This is a genomic window from Paenibacillus polymyxa (assembly GCF_018614975.1).
GTDB lineage: Bacteria > Bacillota > Bacilli > Paenibacillales > Paenibacillaceae > Paenibacillus > Paenibacillus polymyxa_E.
On the sequence record NZ_JAGGNR010000056.1, the window covers coordinates 1 to 21,058 of the forward strand.

The 21,058-nt window shown below is 45.3% G+C and carries 17 protein-coding genes and 3 pseudogenes; 13 read left to right on the forward strand and 7 right to left on the reverse strand.

Annotated features, from left to right (window positions below):
* Both J7E78_RS27870 and J7E78_RS27875 read right to left on the reverse strand, forming a co-directional pair.
* Positions 1-344 (reverse strand): annotated as a pseudogene (locus J7E78_RS27870) (helix-turn-helix domain-containing protein); the annotation flags it as partial.
* 136 nt (positions 345-480) lie between these two features.
* Positions 481-864: pseudogene (locus tag J7E78_RS27875) on the reverse strand (alpha/beta hydrolase); the annotation flags it as partial.
* A gap of 107 nt (positions 865-971) precedes the next feature.
* Between J7E78_RS27875 and J7E78_RS27880 the strand changes: the two are divergent.
* The 3 genes from J7E78_RS27880 (at position 972) to J7E78_RS27890 (ending at position 4,352) form a co-directional block, all read left to right on the forward strand.
* Entirely contained in the window at positions 972-1,301 is a 330-nt protein-coding gene (locus J7E78_RS27880; protein WP_017690603.1) for an ArsR/SmtB family transcription factor, read from the forward strand.
* Between the two features lie 165 nt (positions 1,302-1,466).
* Positions 1,467-3,230: a SulP family inorganic anion transporter gene (locus J7E78_RS27885; RefSeq protein ID WP_215079950.1), complete on the forward strand. Its 1,764-nt coding sequence runs from the start codon at positions 1,467-1,469 to the stop codon at positions 3,228-3,230.
* A gap of 132 nt (positions 3,231-3,362) precedes the next feature.
* Positions 3,363-4,352 carry a phosphotransferase enzyme family protein gene (locus J7E78_RS27890; RefSeq protein ID WP_215079952.1) on the forward strand — a complete coding sequence of 330 codons (990 nt, stop codon included), beginning with the start codon at positions 3,363-3,365 and terminating at the stop codon, positions 4,350-4,352.
* A gap of 113 nt (positions 4,353-4,465) precedes the next feature.
* Here the strand turns inward: J7E78_RS27890 and J7E78_RS27895 are convergent, their stop codons facing one another.
* The 3 genes from J7E78_RS27895 to J7E78_RS27900 form a co-directional block, all read right to left on the reverse strand.
* A complete protein-coding gene (locus J7E78_RS27895) occupies positions 4,466-5,458 on the reverse strand; it encodes a DUF4003 family protein (RefSeq protein ID WP_215079954.1) in 993 nt (330 codons plus the stop codon).
* Between the two features lie 72 nt (positions 5,459-5,530).
* The gene (locus J7E78_RS29890) at positions 5,531-5,896 is read right to left on the reverse strand and encodes a DUF6713 family protein (RefSeq protein ID WP_311518151.1); all 366 of its coding nucleotides are present in this window, start codon (positions 5,894-5,896) and stop codon (positions 5,531-5,533) included.
* A gap of 36 nt (positions 5,897-5,932) precedes the next feature.
* Complete coding sequence (locus tag J7E78_RS27900) at positions 5,933-7,612, reverse strand: helix-turn-helix domain-containing protein (protein ID WP_215079956.1); 1,680 nt, start codon at positions 7,610-7,612, stop codon at positions 5,933-5,935.
* Between the two features lie 233 nt (positions 7,613-7,845).
* Here J7E78_RS27900 and J7E78_RS27905 point away from each other — a divergent pair, with 233 nt between their 5' ends.
* Both J7E78_RS27905 and J7E78_RS27910 read left to right on the forward strand, forming a co-directional pair.
* Positions 7,846-8,835: an ABC transporter substrate-binding protein gene (locus J7E78_RS27905; protein WP_215079958.1), complete on the forward strand. Its 990-nt coding sequence runs from the start codon at positions 7,846-7,848 to the stop codon at positions 8,833-8,835.
* A 416-nt stretch (positions 8,836-9,251) separates the two neighbouring features.
* Complete coding sequence (locus tag J7E78_RS27910) at positions 9,252-10,790, forward strand: alpha/beta hydrolase family protein (protein WP_215079960.1); 1,539 nt, start codon at positions 9,252-9,254, stop codon at positions 10,788-10,790.
* Between the two features lie 26 nt (positions 10,791-10,816).
* On the opposite strand, the gene J7E78_RS27915 is transcribed toward J7E78_RS27910, so the two are convergent.
* Positions 10,817-11,800 (reverse strand): MerR family transcriptional regulator, encoded by a 984-nt coding sequence (locus J7E78_RS27915; protein WP_215079962.1) that lies wholly within the window; start codon positions 11,798-11,800, stop codon positions 10,817-10,819.
* 366 nt (positions 11,801-12,166) lie between these two features.
* On the opposite strand from J7E78_RS27915, the gene J7E78_RS27920 reads away from it, so the two are divergent.
* From J7E78_RS27920 to J7E78_RS27935, 4 genes and pseudogenes are all read left to right on the forward strand, one after another.
* Positions 12,167-13,069, forward strand: coding sequence for an SDR family oxidoreductase (locus tag J7E78_RS27920; protein ID WP_215079964.1), 903 nt, complete (start codon positions 12,167-12,169; stop codon positions 13,067-13,069).
* A 258-nt stretch (positions 13,070-13,327) separates the two neighbouring features.
* Positions 13,328-14,323 (forward strand): BtrH N-terminal domain-containing protein, encoded by a 996-nt coding sequence (locus J7E78_RS27925; protein WP_215079966.1) that lies wholly within the window; start codon positions 13,328-13,330, stop codon positions 14,321-14,323.
* A gap of 260 nt (positions 14,324-14,583) precedes the next feature.
* Positions 14,584-15,003 carry an ester cyclase gene (locus tag J7E78_RS27930; protein ID WP_215079968.1) on the forward strand — a complete coding sequence of 140 codons (420 nt, stop codon included), beginning with the start codon at positions 14,584-14,586 and terminating at the stop codon, positions 15,001-15,003.
* A 129-nt stretch (positions 15,004-15,132) separates the two neighbouring features.
* Positions 15,133-17,511, forward strand: a pseudogene (locus tag J7E78_RS27935) (GH36-type glycosyl hydrolase domain-containing protein).
* Positions 17,512-17,637: 126 nt separating this feature from the next.
* On the opposite strand, the gene J7E78_RS27940 reads toward J7E78_RS27935, so the two are convergent.
* Entirely contained in the window at positions 17,638-18,405 is a 768-nt protein-coding gene (locus J7E78_RS27940) for a GNAT family N-acetyltransferase (protein ID WP_215079970.1), read from the reverse strand.
* A gap of 298 nt (positions 18,406-18,703) precedes the next feature.
* Here J7E78_RS27940 and J7E78_RS27945 point away from each other — a divergent pair, with 298 nt between their 5' ends.
* The 4 genes from J7E78_RS27945 to J7E78_RS27960 all read left to right on the forward strand — a co-directional run.
* A complete protein-coding gene (locus J7E78_RS27945) occupies positions 18,704-19,366 on the forward strand; it encodes a M48 family metallopeptidase (protein WP_215079972.1) in 663 nt (220 codons plus the stop codon).
* A 131-nt stretch (positions 19,367-19,497) separates the two neighbouring features.
* On the forward strand, positions 19,498-19,878 hold the full coding sequence (locus J7E78_RS27950; protein ID WP_215079974.1) for an iron chaperone: 381 nt from the start codon (positions 19,498-19,500) through the stop codon (positions 19,876-19,878).
* Positions 19,879-19,921: 43 nt separating this feature from the next.
* Positions 19,922-20,455: a cysteine hydrolase family protein gene (locus tag J7E78_RS27955; protein ID WP_215079975.1), complete on the forward strand. Its 534-nt coding sequence runs from the start codon at positions 19,922-19,924 to the stop codon at positions 20,453-20,455.
* Between the two features lie 435 nt (positions 20,456-20,890).
* Positions 20,891-21,058 (forward strand): transposase (locus tag J7E78_RS27960; protein ID WP_215079978.1); only part of this gene is annotated, 168 nt, incomplete at its 3' end.

The window sequence follows — 21,058 nt, forward strand, 5'->3', positions numbered from 1 at the left end:
CGAGCCGGTTTCCCTTCGATCTCCTGAGTATACTTGGTTATCCATTTCGACAACACACTTTTGCTTGAAATATCATATTTTTCTGTTGCAGCAGATAAAGATAGCTGACCAGACAAGACATCTCTGACCGCACCCAGCCTTATTTCCTCGGCGTATGTTTTCCACGTTTTCGATTCCTTTAACCCATCCGACCCATGTGCTCTATATTTTCTGACCCAATCTTTGACTGAATTCTTGCTCACCCCAATGTGTTTAGCTTCCGAATTCGGATTGGATTGGAGTTCAAGGCAGCGCTGTACGGTGTGTAATTTGATTTCTAAAGAAATGGGACTTCTTTTAGACATGAGAAAACTCCCCTCATAATAGACGTAGAAGTTTTGTTTTTTTCTACTGTCTACTATGGGGGGAGCATATCACGTAGTCCAGGGATTGAGCTTTTTTCGTTCCTTTTGCGAAAGGAGTGGGGGGATGCGTTACAGTTTATTGTCCAGCTTCATGTGCTGAGCTTTTTATGATGTTAACTATTTTACGCTGAGCATCCCTGGCTTCCCGAATCGGATAGAGGACAAAGACATGGTTCATTTTGGGGTAAACGTACGTTTGATGATCGATTCTTTGATCCGTCAGCAGTTTGTCGAGCTTCATATTATCAGGAAACAAACCCTCATGAGTCCCGATAAAGATGCTGATTTTGCCCAGACCGGCGAAATCTCCATAGATTGGACTGATTAACGGATCGTTCAACGGTTTGTCAGCTGCCCAGATGCGCCGGATGACATCATACCCTTCGACAGCGAGCATAGGGTCGCGGGTCTCGTAATCGAATATGACAGGATTGTCCAGCACCATATCTACACAAGGTGATCAATCTTAATTTTTCCATCAAACCGTTATGGTTAGAGTAAAGCATGGTACCCGTTCTATGTTATGATATTTGCATCTTCAAAAGTTCGATTGAAGGGGCATAGCGTATGAATCAGAGCATACAACAGTTTAAAGCGGATTTTTTCAAAGCGTTGGCACACCCGATGCGGATTCAGATTCTGGAGCTGCTGAGTGAAGGAGCCAAGAACGTGAATGAACTGCAAAGCATTCTGGGATCGGAAGGCTCTGCCGTTTCACAGCAACTGGCTGTATTGCGTAGCAAAAACGTTGTCCACGGAATAAAAGAAGGGACAACCGTCACCTATTCACTACGTGATCCGCTGATTAAAGACCTGTTGGCAGTCACTAAACAGATTTTTGACAATCATCTGGTTGATGCCATTTCCATGCTGGAAGACATTCGTAAAGAGTCCTGACACAATAAACAAGAGCAACTGGGGGTAATCACCGGAGGTTCTTGTTTTTTGTGTTAGGCTCCCGTTGGAATTGTGCGTAATCCGATTGACAGGACGTATGCAGGGGAGTAGTCTTTTAAATATATTCAAATATTCAAATATATAAAGAAAAGAAGGTTATTGTACATGAGATGGATGGGGAGATATGCAGGGTATAATGCTGCCGCTTTTCGCAAGGATCTGTTATCCGGACTGATTGTAGGTATCATTGCGATTCCACTCGGTATGGCGTTTGCCATCGCTTCGGGGGTCAAACCGGAGTATGGATTGTATACCACAGTAATCGCAGGGATTCTGATTTCCTTGCTGGGTGGGTCCAAGTTCCAGATTGGCGGGCCAACGGGGGCATTCATCCCGATCCTCTTTGCCATTGTGATGCAGTATGGATATGAGAATCTGCTGATCGCCGGAATGATGGCCGGATTGATGCTTGTACTAATGGGTGTATTCAAGCTTGGGGCGTTAATCAAGTTTATTCCAAGGCCGGTGACTATCGGTTTTACGGCGGGGATCGCTGTCATTATTTTTAGCGGACAAATTACGAACTTTCTGGGACTTCGAGGTATAGAGAAACACGAGGATTTCTGGTCCAATATGAAAGAAATCGGGATGCATATCTCGACGATTAATATATACAGTGTGCTTACAGCTGGAATCTGTCTGGCTGTTCTTCTGCTTGTGCCCAGGTTTGCACCAAAGGTTCCTGCATCACTGGTGGGGCTGGTTCTTTCGACGGTAGTCGCAGCGTTCTTTTTTGAAGGGCAGGTGGCTACAATTGGTTCGTCCTTTGGCGCGATACCTAACTCTTTGCCTCAGTTTCATGTGCCTGAGATCACTTGGGAGCGTATCGTGAACTTGCTGCAACCGGCTTTTGTCATCGCCATGCTGGGTGGAATTGAATCGCTGTTATCCGCAGTTGTTGCCGATGGCATGACCGGAAGTCGGCATAACAGCAATCGAGAGTTGATTGGGCAGGGGATAGCTAATATGGTGACGCCGTTGTTTGGTGGTATTCCTGCAACAGGAGCGATTGCACGCACAGCAACAAATATCAAATCCGGCGCAGTATCGCCATGGTCTGGCGTGATTCACGGTGTAGTGGTTTTGCTGGTACTTATTCTTTTTGCGCCATATGCATCCCACATTCCTCTTGCCAGTATGGCTCCCGTTCTCATGCTGGTTGCCTGGAATATGAGTGAACGGAGATCCTTCATGCATGTCATGAAAACCAAAACGAGCGATTCACTCGTTCTGCTTATTACCTTTTTGCTGACTGTATTTACAAGTTTAACAACGGCTGTAGAGGTTGGGTTGATTCTGGCGGTCCTTTTATTTGTTAAACGCATGAGTGAGATGTTGAAGGTTGCCAAAGTGTTGCCCGATCCCGATCATAAACACGAGAAAGTCATGGCCCACATGGTTCGGGAAGGACATGACTGTCCGCAAATAAGCCTGTATACAATTGAAGGGCCACTTTTTTTCGGCGCAGCGGATATGTTCGAGAAGTCGGTCATGGATTCGATTCATCGGCGACCAGGCACTCTGCTGTTGCGCATGGGCAAGGTGCCTTTTATGGATACAACAGGTGAATCCAATCTGGCCCGTGTTGTCAAACATATGGAGAGATCCGGGGGCAGGGTTTTACTTTCAGGCATTCAGGCGCAACCGCTGGAGATGCTGAAAAGAACAGGCTTGATTGAACGGATTGGTCTTGATCATATGTTTGAGCACACGGGTGAAGCCATCAATTATGCATTATTGCATCTGGATGTTCAGAAATGCAGGGGGTGCACACATTTTGCCTTCCGTGAATGTGCTGCATTGTCGAGCGCTGGCACCGCCCCAGAGTGTAATAGCCTGCTGATGAGAGATGGAACTATAGGAGTCTAAAGAGTAATACTCATTAAAATATATATTCTGGAAAATAAATGAAAAGTATACTATGTTATAGGTTGATAGGTGAAAAGGATTACATCGTTCATCAGATGAGAAATAATCATATTAAACCGAAGGAGCATACATATGTCCATTCAACCGACTGCTTTACGTTCAGTGCTTAACCCCAGGTACCTGGAGTCTGCATTGAGGAATCACTATGACATTGGAACATGGGAAGAATGTTTGTTTTGGCTCAGAGGATTGAATGATACATATCGCGTACGCACGTCCACTGGCATGTATATTCTCCGTATCTACCGCACTGAAATTACGGAGGCAGATGTTCAGTACGAGCTGTCGTTATTGTCTCAACTGAAGAACGCTCTAACTTCTGCGGAACATACCGACATTGGAGAATACATTGATAAGAAAGATCATACGGGATATACGGTGTTGGAGGCTGCGGAAGGCAAGCGGGTTGCTGTGATGTTTCGGTATATTGAGGGTACGGAGAACAATCTGGAGGATGAGGAGTCTTGTTACGCCTTTGGTCAATCTGCTGCTGAATTGCATAAGGCTTTGGATCAGGTGAACGTGGAGCTGCCGCGATATGAGCTGGATTTGAAATTTCTCATCGACGCCCCCCTTGAGCGAATCATTCACTATATCGGTGAGAACAATGAAGCAGCAGCATTTCTCCATACGTTTGCCACAACGTTAAAAGAACGCATCGTTGCCGCTTCTAAACATGGTTTCGACTTCGGCTTGTGCCATGGCGATATGCATGGGAATAACAATGCGTTTCAACAAGAGCATCAGTTCATCCATTATGACTTCGAGTGGGCAGCCAAAGGGTGGCGTGCTTATGATTTAGCTCAAGTGAAAGTTCGAAAAAGACAGTCTGATGAGCGAAAAGCAGCATTATGGGATGCGTTAATGGCAGGGTATCGTTCAGTCAGAAGCTTCTCTGCCGAAGATGAGCAGGCGGTTGATCTCTTTATTGTTGCTCGCCGATTCTGGGTGATGGGACTAGATGTTGCTTTTATTGAGAGTGATACGGGTGCGCTGGACTATGGTTCGGATTGGCTGGATAGTTTCGTGGAAGAATTCCGGGATACGGGGATGAGATCGTAGCGAATCATGAACATTATTTTAGATGTAGGCTTGAATGTTTTAAGACCCTTCCGAGTGAACTTGAACTCGGGAGGGTCTTTTTCATCTTATATTGAAGGTAACAGGGTCACTTATTAGTTCGATGATGATGAAGAAGCGGCAGCAGCCGATGCTGCGGCAGTTGCGGCCATGGCGGCCTGCTGGGCGATGATAATATTCGTGATACTGGTTGAGATTGCTGTCGTAAGCACACCGTTCCGCAGATTCTCCACATGTTGAATGGCTACCAGAGCAGACGAGAACAGGAGCAACTCCTGTTTGACGATTGACCAGGCACCGAAGCCTTTTTGAGTCCGTAACCAGTCATTTGTCTCCGCGACTTCATCCACTAATGAGTCTCTGTCCGAAGGCAGTAGAGAAAGTATCCCGAGAGAGGGTAGTGTGTACGTTTTGTCCATTCGAAGATCCCTTTTACGAAAAGCTTCATTTAAGGCAATCACACGAGCAGCTGCATCCGGGGGATCATCTCCAAGAACCAGTACCTGTGTTAACGCCTGCACACTGTTTCTGGAAGAGAACTCTGGCTTTAATTCCCCATAAAGTTGTTCCATACGTGCCACACCAGTATCCACCTCGAGATCGGAAAGGGCTAACATGGCAGCGAAAATGTAGTCATCCTGTCCAGTGATGAAACGATGCTCTGCTTTCATGCCATCATAGAATGATTTGGCCCGCTCCACCGTAGGTTGAAACTGGTCAGGTAATGTCTGAGTAGCGATCTGATAGGCGGCAATAACGAGATAATCCGAGGTGCGGAATTTGATCTCTTTCATCAAGTCATAGACATGTAAGGTGTCTGCCAGTCTCGTCTTTTCATCCGTTGTAAGGGAGAACATGGTAGCAATGCTAATGGCCGCATTACCTCTGAATGCAGAGAATAGTTTTGTGTTTTGCTTAATCAACTCATGGCTTTGACGAATAGCTTCCCCATCGGCTGTTTTATTCTCCGCTGCATAGAGCAGGGCAGCCAGACGTTGCATCATCGCATGTTGCCATTTGAACGACTTCTTGATGATCTGGGTGTTGGAAACAAATAATTCAACTCGTTCTGCATGATGCGGCTGCATAGGCACACCTCCATATTCATTGTTATTCAACAATACCTTTCCAGCTTCCTTCATTCCGTCGGTGTAAACAGATTAGATGATTAGGAATATCAAATGAATTAAAGCAATTATTCCCATAGGGTAGATCAATGATCTGGAGAACCCGTTTTTAAATTCATTTCGAGGATGTTTTTCGAAAAAGAAGTGTAATACGGTATGTATGATGAAAAAGATATCCAGCACCCAAAATGTAATGGTCTGATATGAGCTAAAAAGAAGAGAGAGGATGATCGTGTACATAGGTAAATGAATCCACGTGAAATACCTATAGGCTTGATCATCTTCCATATCTTTTAACACCATAAACAATTTCCACTCGGACCGCCGGATGGCATCCATTTCGTGAAGCAGAAAGAGAGACAGGTTAAACAAAAATAAGACTAGTAAAAATTCAGGCATGTAAAGTCTCCCATTATTCAATTTTATACAAGCAGGTCAATTCTTCATCATAGTTCCACGCAACAGTTCTGGCAAAGCATGTAGCACATGCATACGTTCCAGTGCACCTTCCATGTTCCAGTGTTGTCCTACGTGATACACTTTTCCGTTACACACCGCAGTAAGCTCGCTCCATTGGTGGCTGTTCATCCAACTCCTCTTGCACTCATAAGAGGTAGGGTCATCGACATCCCCATCTCTGTGGGGCGAAATAATAAAAATACGATCGCCCATATAACGCTCAAGCTCTCTTTTTTCAATAGAAATAAAAGCCTCGCCTTGTTCTATTAATGCAGTAACTTCAAGAGGAGGTCTGAATCCATTGGCATGGTAAAGCGTGTTTGGGAGACCGTGAGAGGCCATAACATAGAGTCTGCCATCATCAGCGTGGACAAGAACGGAAGCACTTTCGCCGGGTACGAATGCGTCTTTGCACAGCTTCCACATGTATTCGGCCATAGCGTCATAGCGGATCAGCCAACGTTCCGCTTCTTGTTCTTTGTCGAAAAGTTGGCCAAGAGTTCGCAAACGGCTATCCAATGTCTGCTCACGATTCAACACAATGGTTGGAGCAATGGTAGTCATTTCATCCAGGGAGATACCGTAGTAGTTGGCAACGAGAATAAGGTCGGGCTTCAACTTCCGAATCTCCTCAGGCTGGGGTGGAAAGCTGATTTCGGTTGTGTTTTTCATTGGGGCGGTATCGATGAATTGGCCCGATAGATTCTTGGGACTGCCGACTGGAAACAAATTCAGGACAATTAAGTCACTTACAGTATTGCGATCCAGATATACAATACGTGATTTGTCCTTGGGAAGTTCCAATAGCCTACCTGTAGAGTCACGGAAAAGAATGTCCCTGTCGCTTTGCTTATACATCGCTGCATACTCTCGTGGGGGTAATCCGGTCTTTTGCCGAAACCGTCTGACAAAGTAATAATGATCATTGAATCCAACTTGATGGGCAATGGACTCAATGGTTTCTTCTGTCTGCAGAAGCAATTCTTTAGCACGATTCAAACGAATCTCAGTTAGATATTCAATCGGGGTTTTGTCTGTCAGTGAGCGGAACAGCTCATTATATTGCCATAAGGAGACCCCGGATAAATCGGATAGTTCCTGAACTTTAATTTTCTCGGCGTAGTGTTCCTGCAGATAGATAAGGGTACGTTTAACGGCATCTCTGGCATTTTCCAAAGATGGACCTTTTGTATTGTGTTCAGAGAGAGACAGCATCAGCATATGGAACATAGGTTGATAGGCACTGCTTTCTGCTTTGTTGATATAGGGGCGTTGACGAATCATATTTTGAATAATGGTGTGCACGCTGGAATAGGAACGATCGGATCGCAACGTACTTCTATCAAAGGTAGCACTTGTGTCAAACCATACCGCACCATCCTGAACTTTGATTACATGAAAAGAAAGCATATAGACGGCGAACGGCTCATGATCCTGCCTGGTTAGTACAATGTTGCCTCCAGGTCGAATATAAAAACATTGTTCTTCAATGGCAGTAAGGGTCTCTTCCCCCAGATGCAACCTGAAATTCCCCGAAACGACGATGAGGAGACGGTGCTCTGACGAAGGGGTGATGCTGACGGGTGCCTCCATAAAATCAACCTCGCTAAGCGAATAGATTTCATGTTCCTGATCTGTATGTAATAGAAGCTTCATGCCATAATCTCCTTACTAATTGATAACGATTCTCATAGATCAGCATAGTGTAAATATACTTTTTTATCAACCAATTCATAGGAAAGATCGAACAGAACTTGGTCGTACCGCCTGCTAAGTATTGTCTGAAAAGCCCTTGAATTGTCCATTGAAGCGCCTCTGCGGGATCGGTACTATAGGTAGAAGATAGTGATAATGATTATCATTAAAACAGAGTGAATGGGGAGAACGTCATGTATAGTGTTAAACGATGGGGATGGTCTATTGGTGCGGTTCTGGTGCTGAGTATCGGCCTGAGTGCATGTAGTAGCAATGAAGGTGGGTCGGTAAATGAGGGAACAACAGAGCAGACAGCTGTCAAAGAAGCGGAAGCAGCTGCGGAGAAACCGGAAACCAAAGAGTACGTGGATTATCTGGGACGTAAAGTAGAGATTCCGACAAATCCGCAAAGGATCGTGTATTATGATAACAAAACCTTTGGAGATATGCTGGTACTTGGGGCAGATGCGGTTGGTCAGGATGGGCGCTTATTATCAGACTCCATATACGAAGATCAGGTGAAGGACATTGAGGATCTTGGTGCACCGCTGAATCTGGAGAAGCTGGTGGATCTGCAGCCTGATCTAATCATTACAGGGCTTCATGCTCAAGGGGATGAATTGGACCAGATTGCCAAAGTGGCGCCAACGGTTGGAGTAGACGTGGATGCTCCACTGGAGGAACGTTTGCCTGTGCTTGGTCTTCTATTGAACAAGGAGAAAGAAGCTCAGCAATGGTTGGCTGATTATGAGGCTCAATCGGAGCAGGCGTGGAATGAGTTCAAAAAGAGCGTGAACATCGGTCCAGATGATACGGCCACGGTATTTCTAAACGTAAACCGAAGTCTGTATGTGATGACAACAGGACTTGCGGGTGACCTATATTCACCCCATGGATTCAAGATTCCGGATGAGGTGAAGAAAGTAACCATTGATGAGAATTTGCCGTGGGCCCAGATATCACTCGAGAATCTTCCAGCGTTTGCGGGGGATCACGTATTTCTGATCGCTGCTGGAGCAGGACAAGATTCTGCGGAGAATGACGAGCTGATGCAGTCAGCCTTATGGACGGATCTGCCCGCAGTAAAGAATGGCCATGTGTATGTAGTGGAGCAAAAGTGGAATAAACGTGACGCCTATACGATGCGTGAATTGTTGAATGAACTGCCTGCTATTATGAAGTAGTAATAGTTAAGGGAATTGAGTTGAAACATGTAGCTCAGAACAAAAAGAACTTTCCTGATTCAGGAGGTTCTTTTTGCTTTCTATTTTAGACCGACAGATCAGGATGCTACGTTTATGGCCATCGTGGTGGCTGGATACTTCGCATTTGGTATCGGCAAAAGACAACGGATAGATGGCGGCGAAGATCGCTAGTCTAATATTCAAAGATCAACTTATATTGTAATATCATAGATGCATTTCATGAAACGATTGGAGAACCTGCGGGTGATTCAGTCTCACTCAGGGAATGCATTTTTTTATCAGTAAAATTCATGCTTGAATCTCCTGTAACTGGAGGTTTTAAGATGGGAGGTAGAAGAGTTGCCGCGCGATACAATTCAAATTAAATTGCGGCAGACAAGGGAGGCGTTAAGCATATGAGGACGGTAGAATGGATTCATCTTATTTTTAACCTGCTTATATTAGTGGGGGTAATCGGGATGGGGAGAGAGAATCCACATTTTCGGAAAATGGCATGGGGTGGATTCGCCATATCAGGTATGCTAGGTATGCTGCTGATCATCCATGGTGTGGTCGAAGGACTTCGTTGGCCGATGATTCCAGCGTATCTGCTCACGTTAGTTCCACTGATTGTATTATTTACTAAGACAAGACGCCAGCAACAGTCAGGTGTAACCTCGCTGAACAGTAAACGTTCCGGGGCATCTGCTTCGACGTCGACTGTGGCGGGGAAATTCGGACATATTCGAATCATCACAACGTCTCTCCTGGTGGTGGCATACGCTGTTGTGAGCATTGGCTTGCCGCTGCTGTTCCCAGTGTTTTCGTTTACCAAGCCAGCAGGTCCCTATGGAATCGGAACGGTATCCTACGACTGGACAGATAGCAACCGGGAGGAACTTCTGACGAGTAACGCTGGGGAGAAACGGGAGCTGATGGTACAGATCTGGTATCCAACGAATCCAGAAGCAGAGGGAGCAACAGCCCCTTATGTTAGTAAGCCGGAGATCTACGGGACAGCCTTCAATGAAGTGCTGAAACTGCCAAAGCTGTTATTTTCCAGTCTGAGTCAGGTCAAAACGCATGCGATTCAGGAAGCCCAGTTATCTGATGCCGAAGCCAAGTATCCGGTTGTTCTTTTCTCTCATGGTCTGCATGGTTATGAAAATCAGAATACGTTCCAGGTCGAGCAACTGGTCAGTCAGGGTTACATTGTTGTGGGCATTAATCACACGTATAGCAGTCTGGTGTCTGTATTCCCGGATGGACGTGTGGCGCAGTTTGAATCCGAAGGGAAAGAAGGCTTTGAGCAGCTGCAATTCAGTTACATGGACAAGTTGAATGAGACATGGGTGAAGGATGCACAGTTTGTACTGGATGAGGTGGAGAAGTTGGCTGAAGGGGACCCGAGTGGACGCTTTACAGGACATATGGATCTGGACAACATCGGCATGTTTGGGCATTCATTTGGCGGAGCAACGACAGTACAGCTGTTAATGGATGATCCACGTGTGAAAGCAGGCATGAATATGGATGGTGTATTGTTTGGCGAGAAACGTATTCCTGCGGAAGGCGTGGGCAAGCCGTTCCTGATGATGAGTGCAGACTCAACCGTTGCAGGCACAAGTGTCATGAGTGACGAAGAGATCGCTGCGATGGGCACAACCCGTCCGGAAGCCGAGAAGTACTATGAGGAAGTGTACGAGCGCTATGAGCCGGTAACCGCAGGAGGGAACTACTGGATGGAGTTGACCAACACCCAACATCTGAGTTTCTCCGATCTCTACCTGATCTCTCCACTGCTCGAATGGACACAGGGTGTAGATGCGCGGGGGACGCAACAGTTGGTCAACGATACAACAATTGATTTCTTCAACCACTACTTGAAAGGGCAACCGCTTCATATGGACAAGGAAGTAGGAGAACATGAGTCCTATTCGTTAAAAAAAGGCTAAACGTAAAAATGGAAGGAGACCGGAGTTCAGTCTTCTTCCATTTGTTTTAACCGTAACCGCATGCCCTCCTGCAACAGGTTAATGCCATCTACAATCTGGCTCCATTCGGGATTCATCATCTTGCACAGCTTGTTAAAACGCAGAATGCGATCCGTCACGGAGTCCAGCATATACCGGGCCTGTTTGCGAAAAAATACTTCAGGTGTTTCGACATGCTCGACACTTGCATACATCAACACAAAGTCCCACACCATGCTTTGCACAGCAGGGCTATCGATTGCCCAACGCTTGTCCAGAGCTTCGGTAGTGCGAATGAGAATAGCCTCCATTTTTTTTACCCAGACCTCCGCTTGGACTTGTGGCTGATTCGCCATAATGAAGAATGGAACCTCCAGCCGAGCCAGATCGGCCCAATAGTCCGGATCATTGATCAGTTCCTGAATTTCCTTCCAGGCCAGTGTTTGCTGAGCCGTCAGTTTTGTATCTTTCATCATGTATTTGTCGAAAAAATGCAGGAACGAAACTCTCCAATCTTGCGGAATGCTGTCAAGCAGATGAGATTCATCGACTTTGGCAGCAACAAATTGTTTTCGCCTGCTCGCATTGGCCGTCAGGGATTCTACCAGACTGGAGATATAGGTGAGAGATTCCTCCGAATGTAGTGAGGTTTCTTCTTCATGCTGCCTCGCTTGCTGCAAAATGGAGAGCATGGAATTCATCGTGCCGATCTGGGTCTCCAAGGCTTCAATCTGCAGATCCAGTGCCTGTGCTACCGACAGTTCACCAGACATGAGCTTTCGAATATCGGGTATGCTGAAATTCAGATAACGAAGTGTTGTAATGAGTTCGAGTTGCCACAGGTCTTGCGTTGTATAGAGTCGATGTCCGCCTTCCGTATGAGTGGAGGGCTGTAACAGTTCAGTCTCATCGTAATAACGGATTGTTTTCACCGTGGAGCCGATCAGTTTGGCTGCTTCACCAATGGAATAGGGTTCTTTATTTGGGTTCAACGAGATCACCTCATGTTCTATTATCTATCTCCAGTTAGAGGAGATTCAATGTATGACGGTTGTCAGGGAATCTGGTTAGCTTAGTTTAAATAACGCCCAACTCGGTTACAAAGGAGAGAGTGCAACATTTAAGAAAACAACTTCTGATAATAAATTTAATATTTACATGATAACGAAGAGCACAGAAATAACCGGAAGAAACGGAGTGCTCGCCTAAAAGCTTTCTGCAAGAAAGCTACATCGGAAGCATATGCTATCACCGGATTTTCACTTTATATAAGGGAGAGAAAATCTGGAGATAACAGCGATCGGAAGGTTATTCTGTGATCGTAGTGATCAATGTAAATCACCGAGGAGGAATTGAACATGGCTATTCAAGACCAGCACACCATGCAAGATCCAACGACACAATATCCGAAGGCTACACCGGAGTGGAAACAGCAACAGGATGAGCCGGGACTCCAGCGTGAGATGACTCCTGTTCCGGATGCGGGTGAGAAAAGTTATAAAGGTAGCGGACGTCTAACGGGACGCAAAGCGGTTGTGACCGGAGCCGACAGCGGAATTGGCCGGGCGGCAGCGATTGCGTTTGCTCGTGAAGGCGCAGATGTCGTGCTGGCCTATCTGCCCGAAGAGGAAGCAGATGCGCAGGAAGTTGTTAAGCTGATTGAGGAAGCCGGTCGCAAAGCGATCACGATGCCTGGTGACCTGAAGGATGAGAAATACTGTGAGGAACTCATTGAATCTGCGGTAAAAGAGCTTGGCGGGATTGATATCCTTGCTAATGTGGCAGGTAAACAGCAGTATGTAGAGCAGATTGCGGATCTGACTACCGAGCAGTTCGATGCAACGTTCAAAACAAATGTCTATTCCATGTTCTGGCTCTGCAAAGCAGCTGTGAAACACATGAAGCCGGGTAGTTCCATTATCAACACATCATCGATTCAGGCGTACAAACCTTCGCCAATCCTGCTGGATTATGCGACAACGAAGGCGTCGATTAACACGTTCAGCAAAGCGCTGGCCCAACAGGTGGGTAGCAAAGGAATTCGTGTCAACGTTGTTGCACCAGGCCCGGTATGGACACCACTTCAGGTCGTGGGTGGACAACCGGTCGAGAAGCTAGCCGATTTTGGCTCCAACACACCGCTTGGTCGAGCAGGACAACCTGCCGAGATGGCTCCGGCATTTGTTTTCCTGGCAAGCCAGGAATCCAGCTATGTGAGCGGCGAGACATTGAATGCGAATGGCGGTACGGTTAGTCCATAAATAGTCTTAGGTAATCCGATCATTGGGTATGAGGATACGGTCTCCTTATTGGGGGCGGTATCCTCTTTTTTTTTGTCGTTAAAATGAGAAATTAAAATATTTTTATATATGAAAGCGTTCTTATATAAAACAGGAAAGGTACATGGTAATATATTCAAGAACATGATCTTCGCTCCCAGCTCTGAGAGTGCGTTGCTTATACAATGAATCTGTTCAGATCAATACACTATGCCTAGGAATCGAAGGAGGAATTCTGTAATGGCCAAGAATGTACTTAAACTAGGTGAACCCGTCATAAGCACGTACACATCATATGGGACATTAACATCCGTTATGCACGAAGATTTATGGCCATGGATTTTCGATAACTTTATACAAATCAGGTATGCACATGGATGGGGAATTTTTTCGTTTGATTCTCATCAGTTTCTGCTAAGTACCTGTCCCGGCATTGCTTATCACAGCCTGCCCCAGGATATGGTGATAAAAAAATGGGGGAAATCGCTGCGGGATGTGATCACTGAATCAATAGACATGGGGTATTATTTATTCATCTATGCAGACCGCTACTATATTGCCAGTACAGACTTTTATCAAAGAGAACATCTCAACCATGAATTACTCGTCTATGGTTATGATCTGGAGCATAATTTGATATACATTGCTGATAATTTAGATGATGGTAAATTCATACAAACGGTATGTAGTCTGGATGAACTTGAGAAAGGCTACTGGACCATGTCTAATGAGTACAGTTTTTGGACAGAAGTGAGATTTCTCAAGCCTATCCAGAATATCAATTATGCAATTCATGTGGAGCAGATTATAACGGCGATGGAAAACTATCTTAACTCAAGCGAGACATATGACTTAGTGAGAGATCAGAAATACGATTTTGGAATGCAAGCCATTCAGCGCATCTTTACCGATATTGAGCAGGCAGTCCTAGTTGGAGAAGCATTGGATTCACGAGTCTTTCATCTCTTGTATGAGCATAAGCTGCTAATGGAGTTGCGTTTATCTTATTTAATGGAGAAATCAATCATTGATCGAGATGTAACCTTTATGGAATTAAGCACTGTGCTGAAACAGGACTACTTTAAATTGAGAAATATAGTTCTGAAGTACAATATAACGCGTGATGCAAGTACACTTAGTAAAATAAGTGAGAGGTTGCAACAGAATCTCACAAAAGAGAAAGCATTTATTTCTTCTTTTATTACCAGATTGAAACAGGTTAAATTAATGGTTTGAAGCTATCCAATAATAGACAAAAAATCCCCTTTGCTTGTTGAAAAGCAAAGGGGATTGTTGTGTAATTAAGTTACTTCTGATTCGGTTTCGGGTCCAGAATGGCATAACTGCCTAGCGTGGCACAGGTGAGAGGGTAGGATTTAAGTCCTGTAGAACAATAGAACAGTTGTAATTACGTGGCGTAGGTTCCATGTTAAAATACAAGAGTTACTACATATTTATATATGTAAGCGGAACATTTGAATAGACTGGGGTGGCGTATGACAGCAGAACAGATTGTCAGAACCTTTTTTGAAGAAGTCCGATCAGGCCGAAATCCTGATTATGCAAGCAGCGTGATGGCGGAACAAGTACTAGCCCATCAAGTGATATCTGAAGAAGAGGTCACGCTGACCCGAACACCTTCCGATTATGCGGATCATGTGCGAGAAATGATCGAAGCTTACGGGGAGTTTTCACTCGAAATTCAGGAGTTGCTGGCGCAAGGTGATAAAGTCTATGTGCGCTGGAGACAAACAGGTACCCATGTTGGCGAAGTGGATGGATACATTCCAACCAACCTCCCAGTGATTGAAATTGCGAGTGCAGTATATCGAGTGGAAAACGAACGAATTGCAGAGTATTGGATTCAGATCGACAGGTTGGGCATCAAGAAACAATTGGAACGTAATCAGAGCTGAGTTTCTCAGCTCTTTTTTAGTTTTCAATTCATTGTAAGCGTTCCCGTGTTATAATGAACGAAGTTGTATACAAGTTACCTAAAACGTTTTCTGTCTTTTGACTCCATAATCTGAAAGTGAGGTTCAGTGATGATTAGAGCAACGGAAGATAATCAATATGTTGAACTAACAAGCCCTACAAGTTTACCAAAGGCATCCGGATTCCTTTGGAATGAAAAGATGATGATTCATGTGAATTGCCGGGGTTATGCTGTGGCCCAATTCATGCAGCCCGAACCTGCCAAATACTCGTACGCGCCCAACCTGGAAGCCAAGACGTTTATGCAACCAGAGCAGCCATATTATGCCCACCATCCGGGACGATTTGTCTACATTAAAGATGAAGGAAATGGCGAAATCTTCTCCGCCCCGTACGAACCGGTTCGCAAGCAGGCGGATAGCTATACGTTCGCTGTGGGTAAACACGATATTCACTGGAAAGTGATTCAGAATGACATTTGCGTCGAGATGTCCCTGCGTCTGCCGAAGGAAGATGTGATGGAGCTGTGGCGTGTGAAGGTAACCAATCTGTCTTCGAGAAAACGCAAGCTGAGTATCTACCCGTATTATTCGGTTGGCTATATGTCCTGGATGAACCAGTCCGGTTCATATGTGGAAGATTTGCAGGGCATTGTCTGCTCGGCGGTTACGCCGTATCAGAAATATCAGGATTACAGTAAAATCAAAAACTATAGCGACAAAACCTATCTGCTTGCAGATCACCAACCGACCGCCTGGGAAGTGAATCATGAGAACTTTGAAGGCGAAGGTGGACTTCATAATCCATCCGGACTTCAGTCGGAGACACTGGCTGGAGGAGATGCACGGTATGAGACCCCTGTGGCTGCATTGCAATACAGAGTTGAGCTGGAAGCGGGAGCGGAGCAGGCGTATCGATTTATCTTTGGCCCGGCTCATGATGAGACAGAGATGGAAGGCATTCGTCAGCATTATTTTGTGAAGCAGAATGAGAAAGGACAGGATGGTTTCACGGCAGCCGAGCAGGAATATGCTGATTATATTGCAGATGGGAAAGGGAACATCCAGATTGAGACACCGGACAGCTGGCTAGATAATGTCGTGAATCACTGGCTGCCTCGCCAGATGTACTATCATGGCAAAACCAATCGTCTGACAACTGATCCGCAGACGCGGAATTATCTGCAGGACAACATGGGCATGAGTTACATTCAGCCGCAGATTGCGCGGGCTGCGTTCTTGACCGCTTTGTCTCAGTAGCATATAAGCGGCGCGATGCCAGACGGCATTATTTTGCACCCGGACGCAGAACTGAAATATATCAACCAGGTTCCTCATACCGACCATTGTATCTGGCTTCCGGTCTGTATGAAGACCTATTTGGATGAAACGAATGATTATAACATTCTGGAAGAACAGGTTCCTTTTACAAACAGTGAACAGAAGGTTTCCGTACTTGAACATATAAATCTCGCGATGCGCTGGTTGATCCATGAGCGGGATGCGCGTGGGTTGAACTATATCAATCAGGGTGACTGGTGTGATCCGATGAACATGGTGGGATACAAAGGCAAAGGCGTATCCGGCTGGCTGACCATTGCGACGGCATATGCCTTTAATGTGTGGGCAGATCTTGCTGAACAGGCAGGGCATGCGGAGGTTGCAGCGGAATTCCGTCAGGAAGCCAATCAGACGAATGCAACAGCAAATAAGTATCTGTGGGATGGGGACTGGTATGCGCGAGGCATTACGGACGATAACGTAGTGTTTGGTGTAAGCAAGGACGTGGAAGGACGCATCTATATCAATCCTCAGAGCTGGGCACTTATGAGCGGTGCTGCGGATCAGGAGAAACAAGATAAGTTAATTCGCGCGGTAGAGGAACAATTGGAGACGCCTTATGGTGTCGAGAAGCTGGCGCCGTCTTTCACAGCGATGCGGGAAGATGTAGGCCGTGTTACGCAGAAACATCCGGGAAGTGCAGAGAACGGAGCCGTGTACAATCACGCGGCAGCTTTCTATATCTACGCGTTGTACCTGGTGGGCGAGAAGGAGAAGGCGTATCGTTTGCTGCGTAAAATGATTCCTGGCCCTGATGGCGAGGATATTCTCCAACGGGGACAATTACCTGTATTTATCCCGAATTATTATCGCGGAGCCTATCGTCAATTCCCTCGTACAGCGGGGCGCTCCAGTCATCTGTTCAACACCGGCACAGTGCCTTGGGTGTATCGTTGTCTGATCGATGGCTTGTTCGGACTGCAAGGTCACACACAAGGACTTCAGGTTCGTCCGCAACTTCCTGAAGATTGGAACGAGGCATCGGTCACACGGTTGTTCCGCGGGGCTGAGCTTAACGTGAACATGAAGAAGGACACAACTGTCCAGGCGATTGAAGTGCATGTTGATGGTCAGCGGATTGAAGGCGACATCATCAAGAATATACAGGCCGGCGTGAATTATGAGGTGCTGGTGAAACTGCCAATTTAGAAAAGAGTAGGCAATAGATACTAAACCCTGTAAAGAGAGTTGTAAAGAATAACGAACCAAATTTAAAACTGCCTTTCCTTTATAGGAGGAGGGCAGTTTTTGGTTTCAAGATGTTGTTGAACTTGATCAAGACTCTTTCCATTCTTTGACTCTGTACCAATAACTATAAATTTCTGAATAACCCAGCTTGGCGTAAAGCTTCAAGGCAGGTGCATTATTCGCAACCACTTGCAGGAAACTGGATGTAGCACCTTGTTTTTTGGCCCAATGCAATAGATGCAGGATCATCTGTTCAGCAAGTCCCTGATTCCGGAAGTTAGCGTCTGTAATGATATCATATAATCCAATATAGCCACGTTCGATGACACCGAACCCACAAGCGACGACTTGCCCGTCAATCAACAGCGAGATGAAACCTACCTTTGTCCGGATATTGTCCAACATTAATTTCGTCGTTTCCCGTTGGAGATCATTCACCTTGTTCAGTCGGCAAAAGTGATCCAGCCACGCTGTGGTCAACTGTTCATCAATCTGTACAGCTTGGTGCACAGGCTCTTTGATCTCTTCCAGACTCCGAGTCTGGATACGGGTCAGATCGACAACGCCATACCCTTTTTCTTGCAAAAGTTGGTCGAGATGATCCGGCTGAATAAACGGTGTGACTTTGAATATGGTATTTAACTGATTGGAGGCATAGATGCGCTCACATTCTTCAATCTTTTCATGCACATCCAGAGTCGAGTAGTGTATCGGTTGAATGGAGTTGGCACGTTTGGTATATCCTTCGGCAAAACGTAGTACCCAACCGTCATACAGTAAGGTGGACAAGGGCTGCCAGTGATTAAGCGATAGTTCTTCAATGGTTATGTGTTCTGAATCTATAGTATGCGTCATATCCAACCTCCGATTTTATGATTAAGTAATAATACATAATAATGTATAAAAATACAATGCGAACATATATATCGTCGAACAGTATGCATTATGGTCAGAGATGGTATACAATTTGATTTGGTTGAAAGAATGTATATATCTTTTACACATTAACGGAGAGGACAGAAATAACCTGAAGAAGCGAAGTGTTCGCCTTTATCCACGGATTTTTCCTTTTTTAAAAGGAATCAAAAAAATCTGGGGATAACAGCGATCGGAAGGTTGTTCTGTCATCGGAGTGCCAGAAGCGGAGCGCGTTATGTTAACTATAGAATTAAATAATCACAGCATTAACTGTCATATCGAATATGGCAAACGCAAGAAAGTTTCCATCACGATGGACTTACCTTATATGGTAACAATCAAAGCACCCAATGGTACCAGTGAAGACATGATCCGGCAACTTGTAGAGCAGCATGGGGATGTGATTTTGAAGAATTCCGCTCTGATGCAGCGAGCGCTCGACGGTCCTCAAGCCAAGGAATACGAAGATGAGGGCAAGGGGAAGTTTTTGCTTTTTGGCAAGGAGCATGCACTGCAAGACTTAATCCCTGTAGAGGGGCTTACAGAAGAGGAGCTGCGAGCGAATCTGAAGAAGTTTTATTTTGCCGAGTGTAAACGCATGATTGGGGAGCGCATCGGTCGTTATCAACAGGAGTTAAAGGTAAAGCCGAAGTCAGTAGAGATCGTAGATTCACCCACCAAATGGGGCAGTTGCAGCTGGGACAAAAAGCTTACGTTCAATTATCGCCTTGCCATGGCGCCACTGGAAGTGATGGATTATGTCATCATTCATGAACTTTGCCATATTCACCACATGAATCATGATCGCTCCTTCTGGCGACGGATCGGCAGTGTCATGCCGGATTATAAAACAAAAGAAGATTATCTGATGCGTAATGGTCGAGCCATGACCTTGTAATTCCAGCCTTAATTCTAACGTTTCAAATTGCAGGAAAATAGCTGTTCCGTTTGTCCACATGAAGTACAATATAAGCCAATATGCCCGTACCACGAATCCATTGATGTACCCCGTGGTGGAAGGAGTTCAAGATGACTGAGAGTAACCATTATTCGGTACTGGTAGATGAATATATCTCGGAGTTTGCACCCGACCTACAGGTCAGATTACAGGCGTTAAGACAGATTATTCGCGAGTCGGCTCCGAACGCCGAAGAGAAGATCAGTTATAAGATGCCCACGTATGCCCAGCATGGGAATTTGGTTCATTTTGCCGCATACCCGCATCATATTGGCTTTTACCCTGCTCCCAGTGGAATTCTTGCATTCAAGGAGGAACTCTCCAAGTATAAAGGGGGCAAGGGATCTGTCCAGTTTCCGCTGGATCAGCCATTGCCGGAGGAGCTGATTCGCCGAATTGTGGAGTTTCGGGTGAAAGAAAATGTGGAAAAAGCTCAGGAGAAGAAGCAGTAAATGATGGATAAAAACCTGTTAGTCTACTGAAGGGGAAGTGCAGATGAACAAAGCACTAATCGTGTTGGATGTGCAATATGGGATTACATCATTGAAGGATTTCACAGCTCAGTTGGGCAAGATTGAAGCGGTTATCGCTGATTTTGAACAGCAACATGAGCCAGTCATATACATGAAACATGTAGATTACGATCAGGAGGGCTCTTCACTGTTCTATAAAAATGCTGCGAAACTGGAAATTATAATGGGTACGGGTCAGTATCCCGTTATGGAGAAAAGCAAACCAAGTGCCTTCAGCAATCCGGAGCTAAGAACTTGGCTACAAGAGCATCAAGTAGAACATGTATTTATTGTTGGATTCAACATGGAATATTGTTGTCTGTTTACGGCAATTACTGCAGAACACGAAGGGTTTAAGGTAACCTTGATTGAGGACGCAACAGGTTCGGTGAACACAGCGGAGACGTATGAGATGCCGGGTCTGGATATTCAGGATTTTGTAGGTTCGATTCTGAATTGGTCGAATTGTATTGAAGTTTTATATGTGGATGAGTATAAAGAAATGTATCGTATCTAGCGTGGTTTACATGTGACGCCGGAGATTTGAGTATGGTATAATAAGAGCAGATTAGACGTAAAATGCAAAGAGAGTCGTGCTGGTAACACGACTCCTCTGAGCAATAGCCGCTTTTAAGGGCGGTGGGCTTCGGTAACATAAGGGCACGATGAAATAGACCGCATTCCTTTGCTACGGGGGCGGTCTATTTGCGTTTATCGGACAGAATGGCAACTATGAGCGTACCAAAGGTAGCATCAACATAATTGCTTCAAATACTGTCACAAGGCATTCCTCCCTTCGTGGCAAGGTAGCCGACCGACCCTTTTAACCCTAAGTTGTCAGAATTCCCTCACTTCTAAAGTGATGGGATGAATGGCAACGCTCTTCCCTTTTGGATTAGCCCAGGCTATAATATAATTGTTCAGTCGTAATATAAAAAAGGCTGTGATATATGTGGAATTAGACTCTAATAATCATTCAGTGTTCTCGCTTCATTATCATCTTATTCTAGTCGTAAAGTATCGGAGAAAAGTAATAAGTGATGAAATATCGAATAGGTTGAAAGAGATATTTGAGTACATTCAGTGCAATTACAACATCACGTTACAAGAATGGAATCAT